Source organism: Chloroflexus sp., assembly GCF_034434295.1.
Lineage (GTDB): Bacteria > Chloroflexota > Chloroflexia > Chloroflexales > Chloroflexaceae > Chloroflexus.
The window spans coordinates 16,891-29,175 of the sequence record NZ_DAOTZQ010000015.1 but is presented as its reverse complement, the minus strand read 5'-3'; the positions used below and the strand labels follow the sequence as shown (position 1 = coordinate 29,175).

Annotated in this window: 7 protein-coding genes and 2 pseudogenes; 7 read left to right on the top strand and 2 right to left on the bottom strand. The window is 56.3% G+C overall.

The features are described from left to right. Positions 1-181: 181 nt before the first annotated feature. Positions 182-1,543 (bottom strand): glycerate kinase type-2 family protein, encoded by a 1,362-nt coding sequence (locus VAE57_RS03215; protein WP_416208426.1) that lies wholly within the window; start codon positions 1,541-1,543, stop codon positions 182-184. Beyond that, positions 1,536-2,618 (bottom strand): redox-regulated ATPase YchF, encoded by a 1,083-nt coding sequence (gene ychF / locus VAE57_RS03210; RefSeq protein ID WP_322820464.1) that lies wholly within the window; start codon positions 2,616-2,618, stop codon positions 1,536-1,538. The genes VAE57_RS03215 and ychF overlap by 8 nt, the downstream gene beginning before the upstream one ends. A 1,240-nt stretch (positions 2,619-3,858) precedes the next feature. Between ychF and VAE57_RS03205 the strand changes: the two are divergent. From VAE57_RS03205 to VAE57_RS03175, 7 genes and pseudogenes are all read left to right on the top strand, one after another. Beyond that, a pseudogene (locus VAE57_RS03205) lies at positions 3,859-4,518 on the top strand (cytochrome c3 family protein). A gap of 72 nt (positions 4,519-4,590) precedes the next feature. Beyond that, positions 4,591-7,685 (top strand): annotated as a pseudogene (locus VAE57_RS03200) (TAT-variant-translocated molybdopterin oxidoreductase). Between the two features lie 2 nt (positions 7,686-7,687). Beyond that, complete coding sequence (gene nrfD, locus VAE57_RS03195; protein WP_322820462.1) at positions 7,688-9,148, top strand: NrfD/PsrC family molybdoenzyme membrane anchor subunit; 1,461 nt, start codon at positions 7,688-7,690, stop codon at positions 9,146-9,148. Between the two features lie 13 nt (positions 9,149-9,161). Continuing rightward, entirely contained in the window at positions 9,162-9,701 is a 540-nt protein-coding gene (locus tag VAE57_RS03190; protein WP_322820461.1) for a DUF3341 domain-containing protein, read from the top strand. 9 nt (positions 9,702-9,710) lie between these two features. Further along, positions 9,711-10,328, top strand: a complete 618-nt coding sequence (locus VAE57_RS03185) for a cytochrome c (RefSeq protein WP_322820460.1) — start codon at positions 9,711-9,713, stop codon at positions 10,326-10,328. 18 nt (positions 10,329-10,346) lie between these two features. Continuing rightward, entirely contained in the window at positions 10,347-11,582 is a 1,236-nt protein-coding gene (locus tag VAE57_RS03180) for a hypothetical protein (protein ID WP_322820459.1), read from the top strand. Positions 11,583-11,600: 18 nt separating this feature from the next. Then, positions 11,601-11,939, top strand: a complete 339-nt coding sequence (locus VAE57_RS03175; protein ID WP_322820458.1) for a hypothetical protein — start codon at positions 11,601-11,603, stop codon at positions 11,937-11,939. The last annotated feature ends 346 nt before the right edge of the window (positions 11,940-12,285 follow it).

Here is a 12,285-nt window from a genome sequence, read left to right as displayed (position 1 = left end):
CTCTGCGTGGCGTTCTGTTGAGGTATCCTTCAGCGCGTTATCGTAGCACGTGGCCGGTATTCCAGCAGTATGTGACGCCCACCATGACGAAGGCGGGAAACGCTCTCGCGTATGACGAGGCCCCAAGGGCGGATGACGGGCATGCTATAGCGTAGGACGTTGAAACCGCTGGACGAAGCTGTCATCCGACCACAATAAACACCAGATCGTTGACGTTGGTACCGGTTGGGCCGGGGCGCAGGAGATCGTCGAGGGCGGCGAAGAAGGGGTAGGCATCGTTGCGCCGCAGGTGAGCCAGCGGATCGTGGCCTATCGCTCTGGCACGAGCGACGGTTGTGCCGGTGGCAACTGCGCCGGCAGCATCGGTTGGTCCGTCGCCGCCATCGGTTGCCAGGGCAATGACGGCGGCCTGGTCGAGGCCGTCGAGGGCAATGGCGGCACTCAACGCCAGCTCCTGGTTCCGCCCGCCCAGGCCGGTTCCACGCAGTGTTACGGTTGTTTCGCCGCCGGCAATCACGCAGGCCGGCGTTGCCAGTGGATGGCCGGATGTCGCAATTTCGCGGGCAATTCCGGCCAGCACGTGCCCCACCTCGCGGGCTTCACCCTCCAGGTAGGTGGTCAGGAGCATCGCGTTGAAGCCGGCGTCGCGGGCGGCAACAAGTGCGGCCTGGGCGGCCTGCGCGTTGCTCCCGATGAGAATGTTCTGCACCGTCGTGAGCAAGGGATCACCCGGTTTCAATGTCTCTGGATAGTCGCCACGGGCACCTGCCATCAGATACGTCAGGATAGCCGGTGGACACCGTTCCATTAATTCGTACTGTTCGAGAAACGCCAGCGCATCGGTGAAGGTGGTTGGATCGGCGACGGTTGGCCCGGAGGCAATGACCTGGAGTGGGCTACCGACAACGTCGGATAGGATGAGGGGGATCAGGGTTGCCGGTGCCGCCATGCGCACCAGTCCGCCACCTTTGATCTGATCGAGATGCTTGCGCAAGGTGTTGATAGCACCAATCGGTGCGCCACAGGCCAGCAGTTCGGCAGTGAGGATCTGAATGTCGGCCAGCGAGACCCCCGGTACCGGCAGGTTGAGCAGCGCTGAACCGCCACCGGAAATCAGGGCCAGCACCAGGTCGTGTTCGGTGACCTGAGCGAGCAAGGCCGCGAGTTGTTGACCGGCCAGCACGCTCCGCTCGTCTGGTGTCGGGTGGGCGGCGCGTAACAGGGTGATACCCGGCAGATCAGGCAGTGGGGCACCGTCATCTTTCACCACGACCAGGCCGCCTTGCAAGCGATCTCCCAGCACCTGAAGCGCAGCCTGCGCCATTGCCGCGCCAGCTTTGCCCGCACCGACCAACCAGACACGCTGAAACGTCCGCAGATCGTAGCGGCGCTCGCCCACAATCAGCCAGTCGCCGTCGCGCTGCAGAGCGGTGGTCGTTGCCTGAAACGGATCGGCTGCGGCCAGGGCAGCAGCCATGATCCGGGCAACCGCAGGCCCCCACCAGACCGCCCGCAGCGACGCCGTCAACAATCGCTCAGACATTGAAGAGGAAGTGGCAAATGTCTCCATCTTGCACAATGTATTGCTTGCCTTCCATTCGTACCAGTCCTGCTTTTTTCGCCTCGTGCATACTGCCGGCGTTGATCAGATCGTGGTAGGCGACAATCTCAGCCCGGATGAAGCCACGTTGAATGTCGGAATGGATCGTCCCTGCCGCTTCGACTGCCGGCGTACCTTTTGGGATAGGCCATGCCCGCACCTCGTCGGGGCCGGCGGTGAGAAAACTGATCAGACCGAGCAGGCGATAACTGGCAGCAATCACCCGATCACGGGCCGGCGCGGTGATGCCCAGGTCATCCATAAAGACCTGGGCCTCGGCATCGTCGAGCTGCGCCAGCTCGGCTTCGATCTTGCCGCACAGCGGTTCAACCGCACTCTGGCGATGCGGATAGGTAATCTGCGGTGGATTGGCTATATCGGCTTCGCCGATGTTCGGCGCGATGAGCATTGGTTTCGCGGTGAGAAACTGATAGCCGCGAATCATCCGCGCCTCGTCTTCGGTCAATTCGAGCGCCCGGATTGGCGTTTCGGCTTCGAGTGCCTCGCGCAAACGCTGCAATAGATCGCGTTCGGCGGTGCGCAGCTCCTTCTCTTTGGCCGACAATTTGGGAATCTCGGCGTTCAATCGATTTAGACGCCGTTCAATGATGCCGAGATCGGAAAAAGCCAGTTCCAGATCGACCGCTGCAATATCACGTTGTGGATCGACCGAACCATTTGGATGGGGCACCGCCGGATCGTCAAACGCACGCACCACGTGCAACAGGGCATCGGCAGAGGCGATGTAATTGAGCAAGACCGGTGGCAGGCCACCCCCAGCCCGGCCACTCCCGCTCAAGCCGCCAATATCAACGTATTGCACATCGGCATAGGTAATCTTGCGCGGCTTAAACATCTGCGCCAGCACCTCCAGCCGCGGATCGGGAACCTTGACGGTTGCCAGGTTTGGCTCTAATTGACCCGACGAATACGCGGCTGTCTCGGCATGGCCGCGCGTCAGGGCATTAAAGACGGTTGTTTTCCCACTGTTTGGCAGACCAATAATCGCTATTTTCATCGCATGTCCTCGTGCGAACGTCATCTATTGGTGCACACTATACCATAACTGGTTGGGAAGCAGTCAGGGGGGAGGAGGGAGAAGATAGGAGATAGGAGGGAGAAGGAAGTAAATAGAGGGTAGGAGATAGGAAATAGTGGAAGAGATAGGGGGGTAGGAGGTTGGAATTGGGAATGTAGAACTTGTTTCATGGAACTTGTTTCATGGAAGATGTGCGGTCGCGTTGTGAGACTGTCGCACGGGTTCGAGAATGCTTGCCAATCGTTAACGACAGCAGATCATGTCGGTATGGAAGCGTGCAGTGCTGCTGACTATCAATAATGCCATCGCGTGCCGAATTGGTTGCCTTGCCCGCTCGTCATGCGCGTGTCGCACAGTTTGGCGTGCGACAGCCATGCTGCCGCAGCAGCCGTGCTCACAATCCGGCGCGTGGCACGCCGTTGACCATGTCGTATGCATTACCCACAACTGGTGTCAACCACATGCGTATCAGCCGGTATGATCGCTACGGGTGTTGTTTTGGACGACTGGCCCGGTAGCAGTGCGCCCCTCCAGCCGTGCTAGCTCGTGCTGGAGGGATTGCCTTGCCCGCTCGTCATGCGCGTGTCGCACAGTTTGGCGTGCGGCAACCAGGCTGCCGCAGCAGCCGTGTTTCGTGGCAGGCGCGTGGCCCGCCGTTGACAATGCTGGTCACGGGGATGCTGGCGATGATCGTCACGTTCATAGAGTTTTGTTAGGGGTGACTTCCAGGAGATGTTTTTTGAAACAGGCTTTAGAAAAGGGAGGGGCCAGAGTGGAAAGTGAGGCAAGGGCAGGATGAGAAAAGAGGAGAGAGGAAATAGGAAAGAGGAGCTGAAGTGAAACAAGAGGCAACAACGGGAGATGGAGCGAGGTTCTTACCGGTGTGCCACTTGCCCATCGCCACTTCACATATGCCTTGCGACATTTGTCACGAAATTGCACGCTGCTTGCACAAAAAATTGTGATATGATTAGAGAAGAGGGGTGCAACAATACTATGGTATGGCCAGACATGTAGCAAGGGCTATAAGAGCGAGAGGTTATGCAAAATATGCAAAAACCTGTCACCTAAACCACGTTGTACGATTCGCGTTTTCAGCATTCTGTAAGGAAATGAAAAATAATCCGGCGTCCAGGTATTTGACGCAAAAGCAAAATGGTTCTATAATGGTTGAACAGGTGACACCGTGCAGTTCGCTTCCTGGATAGGGTAATGCAGCATGGCACAGATTTTTCCCCGCAATGCCAACCTTCTGTCGCGTTTGAGCATCTTCGCCCTCGTTCTGCTCGTCGTTGAAGGGATTCTAATTCTCGGCGTTTAGTTTCGGTCAAATTATTTCCGACAGGTAAACGTGGCCATTGAGCAGCCGGTGGCATTCAGTCATCAACTGCATGTGAATGTCGTCGGGATTGACTGTCGGTATTGCCATACCTCAGTTGATCAATCGTACTTTGCCAACATTCCGGCCACCGAAACCTGTATGACCTGCCACTCCCAGATCAAAACCTACAGCCCGCTCCTGGAAAAAGTGCGTGAGAGCTACGCCACCGGTAAGCCGATTGAATGGGTGAAAGTGTACGACCTGCCGAATTTTGTCTACTTCAACCATTCGATCCACGTCAACAAGGGTATTGGTTGTTCAACCTGCCACGGTCAGGTGAACAATATGCCGGTGGTCTGGCAGCAACAGGCCCTGTACATGGGGTGGTGTCTGAATTGCCACCGCAATCCAGAGCTGTATGTGCGACCACGCGAAGAGGTGTACAACATGGATTATGTACCACCATCCAACCAATTGGCGATCGGTCGCCAGCTTGTAGCGGAATACGGCATTATGCCACCTGATCAGTTGACCAATTGTTACGTATGTCACCGCTGATTCGCCAGGTTGATCGACCGGTGTAATCGACGTGCCCGCTGGAATCGCTATCAACGGTATTGGTAGAAGATTATGACACAGCAACAACCCGATCTCGAAGCTATTCGCGCCCAATTGCGGGATGCTCGCGGCCCTCAGTTCTGGCGTTCGCTTGATCAATTGGCCGATGCGCCAGCCTTTCGTGAGCTGATCGAGCGGGAATTTCCGCGTGGTGCAAGCGAGCTGGAGGATGGAATCAGCCGGCGCACCTTTTTGAAGCTGATGGGAGCTTCCCTCGCTTTGGCCGGTGTCACTGCCTGTACGTATCAACCACGCCAGTACATCGCACCGTTTGATCGCCAGCCAGAGGGACGAGTACCCGGTATACCGCAATATTTTGCTTCAACGCTGACCCTTGGTGGGTATGGTACCGGTGTTCTGGTACGCTCAAACGAAGGACGCCCGACGAAGGTTGAGGGGAACCCACGCCATCCGGCCAGCCTCGGTAGCACCGATCTCTTCGCACAGGCCGAAATTCTCACGATGTATGACCCCGACCGTTCAACCACTGTTTTGCGGCAGGGCATACCGGCCACCTGGGAAGAGTTTACGACGACGCTGACCAATGCGTTAACGGCTGCCCGCGCTACGCAAGGGGCAGGTATCCGTCTGCTAACCACGACCATCACCTCACCATCGCTGGCGGCGCAGATCGAGCAATTTTTGCAAGCCTACCCCCAGGCCCGCTGGTACCAGTACGAGCCGATCAACCGCGACAATGTGGTTGCCGGTGCCCGGCTGGCGTTCGGTCGTGATGTTACGACGCGCTACGATCTGTCGGCAGCTCAGATCGTGGTGAGTCTGGATGCCGATTTTCTGGCTCCCGGCCCCGGTTTTATCGCCTATGCCCGCGCCTTTGCCGAAGGACGGAAGGTGCGTAAAGATAGCCCGACGATGAACCGGCTGTACGTCGTCGAGGCCAGTCCTTCAACTACCGGTACGGCTGCCGATCATCGACTACCCCTACGCGCCGATACCATTGCTGCCTTTACCGGTGCTCTGGCGAATGAGCTGGGCGTCGGTGGTGCGCCAGCTACATTGTCGCCAAAGGCTGAAGAGTTTCTGCGTGCGATTGTACGCGATCTCGAAGAGCATCGTGGTCAGTCGGTAGTAATTGCCGGCGATCAACAGCCACCCATCGTCCACGCACTGGCTCACTTGATCAATGCTGAATTGGGAAATGTGGGCCAGACAGTGTTCTACCACGAACCGGTTGAAGCCCGCCCGACTAATCAGACGGAAGAGCTGGTGGCGCTGGTCAGCGAGATGGCTGCCGGTCGGGTTGAGACCCTGATCATGATCGGTGGGAATCCGGTCTACAACACGCCCGGTGATCTCCGCTTCGCCGCCCGTATGGCGAGCGTACCGCTAACTATTCATCTGAGCCAGTTTGTTGACGAGACGTCGGCACGTGCCACCTGGCACATTCCACAAGCGCACCCGCTGGAGAGTTGGGGTGATGCTCGTGCCTTCGATGGTACGGCCAGTATTGTGCAACCGCTGATTGAACCCCTCTACGGTGGCAAAACCGCTAACGAACTGCTGGCGGCAATGCTCGGCCAGCCAGAAGCAGAGAGTTATGATCTGGTACGCTCATTCTGGCTGGAACAGATTGGCGAAACCGGCTGGCAGGTAGCACTGGCAAACGGCGTTATTGCTGAGACGGTTGCCCCCGTTATCGAACCAACGTTAAACGAGGAAGCGATCCGGGCGACACCGATTCCGCAGCCCGGTGATGGTGTTGAAATCGTATTCCGGCCAGACCCATCACTTTTCGATGGCTTTTATGCAAATAATGGTTGGCTGCAAGAACTACCGCGTCCACTCACCAAACTGGTGTGGGACAATGCAGCTTTGATGAGTCCGCGCACAGCCATCAAATTGCTTGGCCTGCCGTTCAATGCTGACCGCCTGATCGGAACTGAAGCCGATGATCGTGAGCGGCAGCAATATCTTGAGCAGCTCTCGAAGGTCAATGGCACGATAGCCCGCATTGAATATCGCGGTGGGGTTATCGAGATACCGATCTGGCTTCTACCTGGTCACGCTGAAGACTCGATCACGCTCAATCTCGGCTATGGTCGCACCCATGCCGGACGGGTGGGCAACGATGTCGGTATCGATGTCTACCCAATCCGTACCAGCGATAGCCCATGGTTTGGCGCTGGTGCCCGCGTAACCAACACCGGTCGCACCTATCTGCTGGTCAGTACGCAAGACCACTGGACACTCGAAGGCCGCGATATTTATCGGGTTGGTGAATTTAAGAAATTCAAAGAAGACCCGAAGTATATTGCCAAAGAGGTCTATCGCGAGGAATACGGCCGAGAAGCGCCAAACTATCAATCGCTTCAACCCGGCGATGACTATACCGGTCGCAACGCCTGGGGAATGACCATCAACCTGAACGCCTGTATCGGCTGTAACGCATGTGTCGTAGCCTGTCAGGCTGAAAACAACATTGCCGTCGTTGGCAAAGATCAGGTCTCGCGTGGCCGTGAAATGCACTGGATACGCATTGATCGATACTTTGCAGGTGAGGATTTTGATAACCCCTCGATCTACATGATGCCTGTCAACTGTATGCAGTGCGAAAAAGCGCCATGTCATGTGAGGTTGTCTGTCCGGTTGCGGCTACCGTTCACGACTACGAAGGTCTTAACAACATGGTGTATAATCGCTGTGTCGGTACAAAGTATTGCTCGAACAACTGCCCGTACAAGGTACGGCGGTTTAACTTCTTGCAATACAGCGATACCACGACCGAGACCTTCAAGCTCGCGTTCAACCCAGATGTGACGGTGCGCATTCGAGGTGTGATGGAGAAGTGCACGTACTGCGTCCAGCGCATTAGCGGCGCACGTATTGCGGCCGAACGAGCGGCAGTGCAAGCCGGTCAGTCATCGTATGTCATTAGCGACGGCGCCATTCAGACTGCCTGTGAGCAGGCATGTCCAACAGGTGCCATTGTCTTTGGTGACATTAATGACAGCAATAGCCGGGTTGCCAAATGGAAAGCAGAAGGGCACAATTATGGCCTGCTAGGCTTCCTGAACACCATCCCGCGCACGACATATCTGGCCCGTGTCCACAATCCGTCTGAGGAACTAGAAAAGGTGGAAGGCTAGCGATGGCACAGGCGCAACCACTCCGCACCCGGCCAAAAGACGATGGCGAAGCCTATCTGTTGCCGGGAGAAACCTACACATCGATCTCTGCGAAGATCGGTGATGTACCCCTCACGCCGCCGCTGAAGACACCGAAGGGCTGGCTGGCCGGCTTCAGCGTGGCATTCTTCATGTTGATGATCTTCTTTGTGGCGGTGACGTGGCTGTTCATCCGTGGCGTCGGTATCTGGGGTATCAATATCCCGGTCGGCTGGGGCATGGACATCATCAACTTCGTGTGGTGGATCGGTATCGGCCACGCCGGTACGCTCATCTCGGCAATCTTGTTGCTGCTCAACCAGGGCTGGCGCAACTCGATCAACCGCTTTGCCGAGGCAATGACGCTGTTCGCAGTGGCTTGTGCCGGTCTCTACCCCATTCTTCACCTTGGGCGGCCATGGCTCTTCTACTGGCTGATCCCGTACCCCAACACACACGGCATGTGGCCACAGTTCCGCAGCGCGTTGGCCTGGGACGTGTTCGCAATTTCGACCTACGCAACTGTGTCGCTGGTGTTCTGGTTGGTAGGTCTGATCCCCGACTTCGCTACGCTGCGTGATCGGGCGAAGAATATTTGGGTGAAGCGGCTGTATGGCATCGCTGCCCTCGGCTGGCGCGGATCGGCCCGTCACTGGCACCGCTACGAGATGGCTTCGATCTTGCTGGCAGGTCTCTCAACGCCGCTGGTGGTGTCGGTACACTCAATCATTTCGCTCGACTTCGCCATTTCCCAGGTACCCGGCTGGCAAGTTACCGTCTTCCCACCCTACTTCGTGGCCGGTGCCGTGTTCGCCGGTTTCGCGATGGTACTCCTGCTCATGATCCCGGTACGCGCTTTCTACGGCTTCGAGAGCTACATAACCATTCACCATCTCGACGTGATGGCAAAGGTTATGCTCACCACCGGAATGATTGTCGTCTACGGGTACTTCATGGAAGTCTTTGCCTCGCTCTACAGCGGTAATGAGTACGAGGAATACCTCTTGTACAACCGCCTGTTTGGGCCAAGCTCGTGGGCGTACTGGGGGTTGCTCTTCTGTAACGCAGTGGCGATTCAGCCGCTCTGGTTCAAGAAGGTGCGGCAGAATATACCGGCCTTGCTGATCATCTCCTTGGTCGTTAGCGTCGGTATGTGGCTTGAGCGTTATGTGATTATCGTGATTTCGCTCGAACGCGACTTCTTGCCATCGTCATGGGATATTTATATTCCCACGATTTGGGACTGGTCGCTCTACATTGGCACCTTCGGCCTCTTCTTCACGCTGCTCTTCCTCTTCATCCGTGTCTTGCCGATGATTAACATCTTTGAGATGCAGTTGTTCCTCTATCAGGAAACAGAGAAGGCGAAGCAGCGGGCAGGGCATGGCGCTCACGGTCACGGGCACGAGCAAAGCCCGGCGCATGGTGCAGCGACAGCAGACTAAAAGGAGTGAGGCGATGCGTAACGATGTGTACGGCGTGATGGCCGAGTTTCCCACGCCAGAGGCATTAATTGAAGCAACTCGCAAGGCCAAAGCGGCCGGTTATACAAAGATGGATGCCTTTTCACCCTTCCCGATTGAAGAGGTGATTGAGGAGATTGCCCATGGCGATACCGGTGTTCCTCGCCTGGTGCTACTCTTTGGGCTGATTGGGGCTGCCTCTGGGTTTATTCTGCAATACATCGGAAATCTGGTTGATTATTCTATCAACATCGGCGGTCGTCCGCTCGATATTACCAACTGGCCGGCCATGATCCCGATCACATTTGAAAGTGGGATTCTGCTGGCTTCGTTTGCGGCAGCCATTGGGATGGTGGTACTCAACGGATTACCGGCACCATATCACCCGGTGTTTAACGTGCCACGTTTCCAGTATGCGTCACAAGACGCCTTCTTCTTGTGTATTGAAGCAACGGATCCGCTGTTTGATCGTTCGCGCACTTCACAGTTCCTGCGCTCGCTGAACCCGATGCAGGTCTCTGAGGTGGCATACTGAGGGACACCCATGCAAAAGCCGCGCTTGACATCACGCATGATTCGCTTCGGTTGGGTCGGCCTGTTGGTGTTGCTGCTGACTGCATGTCACCAGGATATGTACGATCAGCAGAAGTACACCACCTATGAGCCGAGCAGCTTCTTCGCTGATGGCCGTTCGTCGCGCCCAAATGTTCCCGGCACGACACCGTTTGAAGTAGTAAAGACCGACGAGTTTCTCTACACCGGTCTGATCGATGGTCAGGAAGTGGATGCAATGCCCTTCCCGGTAACCAAAGACCTGCTCTTACGTGGCCAACTGAAGTACAACATCTACTGTGCAGTGTGTCATGGCGAGGCTGGCTACGGGGCAAGTATGGTTGCTGAGCGGGGCGGTATCGTGCCGGCAAACTTCCATCAGCAGCGCCTGCGCGAAGCGCCTCTCAGCCATTTCTTTGTGGTAATTACAAATGGCGTGTACCGCGGCGATCCGGGGAATGGTGGGTATCAGTCGATGTATAGCTATGCATCACGGATTACCCCCGAAGATCGTTGGGCGATTGCCGCTTATATCCGGGCCTTGCAGTTGAGCCAAAATGCAACTATTGATGATGTTCCTCCCGATCAGCGTGCACAGCTTGGTAATTAGGCTGGAAGGTTAGAATCCATGGCGACGACAAGTATCTCACAGACCCGTATTCCCCAGCTCGGCCAGGTACAGATGCTTGGCCTGGCCGCTGCTGTGATTGGTATCGGCGTTCTGGCCGCCGGCTATTTTCTCAGTCCGACCTCATTTTTCGAGTCGTATATTTATGGTTACTACGTGGCAATGACAATCCCTCTCGGCTGCCTGGGCTTTCTGATGGTACAACATCTGACCGGCGGCGCGTGGGGAGTGACAGTACGCCGGATGCTGGAAGCCGGTGCTGCTACGTTGCCGATTATGGGCTTGCTTTTCATTCCGATTGCCCTCGGTTATTTCGATACGTACAAGGCGCTGGGGCTAGAGCATCCGCTCTACGAGTGGGCTAACCCGGAAATAGTAACCCCTGGTGGCGCCGAGTTCGATCCTATCATCGCTCACAAGGTGCCCTGGCTTAGCCCGTTGTGGGTGACTGCCCGGATTGCGATCTTTTTCATCATCTGGTCGGCTCTGGCGCTGACCCTACGCGCATGGTCACGACAGCAGGATGCCGGTGGTGATGCGAAGAAGCTGGCAACCCGGATGCGCCGTCTGAGTGGCATCGGTGTGGCGCTGTTTGTGATCACGGTGACCTTCTTCTCGTTCGATGTGGCAATGTCACTCGATCCGCACTGGTTCTCGACCATCTATGGTGCACACTATATGGCGAATGCCGGGTTGATGACGCTGGCATTTCTGGCCTTGATGATGAGCCGCGTCCGTGATGCCGCGCTCTTCCGCGAGTATGTCTCGGTTACACCGATCCACGACATCGGGAAGTTGATGTTCGCCTTCACCGTGCTGTGGACGTATATGTCCTACGGCCAGTTGGTCATCATCTGGTCGGGTGATGTGGCCGAGTTTACGCCCTGGTATGTCCATCGGACGCAGCACGGCTGGGTTTTTGTCGCACTGGCCCTGATGCTCTTCGCCTTTGCCTTGCCGTTCTTTGTCTTACTGTTCCGCGGTACGAAGCGCAATCTGACCACACTAGCGACGATTGCGGGCTGGATTGTGGTGATGCGCTTTGTTGATATGGCCTGGATTATCCTCCCCGAATTTCGCGAGCGTCTGTGGGACATTGCTATCACCGATGTGGCAGCACCCATCGGGCTGATCGGCCTGGTCATTGCTCTGTTCGCAGCCAACGTCCAACAGGCACCACTGCTACCGCTGCGCGATCCGAATATGGAGCAATTACAGAACAGCGGTCACCACTAACGTAGAGGAGTGTGAAGTATGAGCTATCGCCCGAACTACTCTGCATCGCGATATACTGTCGGACGACCTGCACAGCCGGTTCGCACGGCACGCACAATGGCAGAGCCATCACTGAGTCGCTTGATGATTGCCGGTCCGATGGTGTTCCTCGTGTTAAGTCTGGTCGTGCTGCTGGCCGGGCGTTTGCCCTTTACCCCCCAACCGGCGCCGGTTACCGGGAATACGTATCGAACGTATGTCACTGATGCACGCACATTACTCAATAGCTACGGCTATACAATGGAGGGTAAGGTGCATATTCCAATAGATCGGGCGATGGATTTGATTGTTGAGCGGGGACTACCGGTACGCGAGTAGTCTCGTATCGTAGCAGCAAAGCGCGAGCCAGGAGGGGCGAACAGTGATTCGCCCCTCCTGCTGTTTCATGATGCAGCATACCTACTACGGACACTTCAGGAGCGAATCAAACCTGCGCACGTATAACAGAGATTGAGATTGGCTCTAGGATGAACGCCCTCACCCCCGGCCCCTCTCCTGGGGTGTGGTAGAGGGAAGGTAGAGGTTTGCATTCGGGCTTTCTGATGCGGTAGATGTCGCATTGTTCTCCATCTGGTAGAACAATGACACAACAGCCAATGAATTAATCTGATACTGCCCATGAACAACGCCTGGTCGTAGGGGCGACGCATGCGTCGCCCCTACT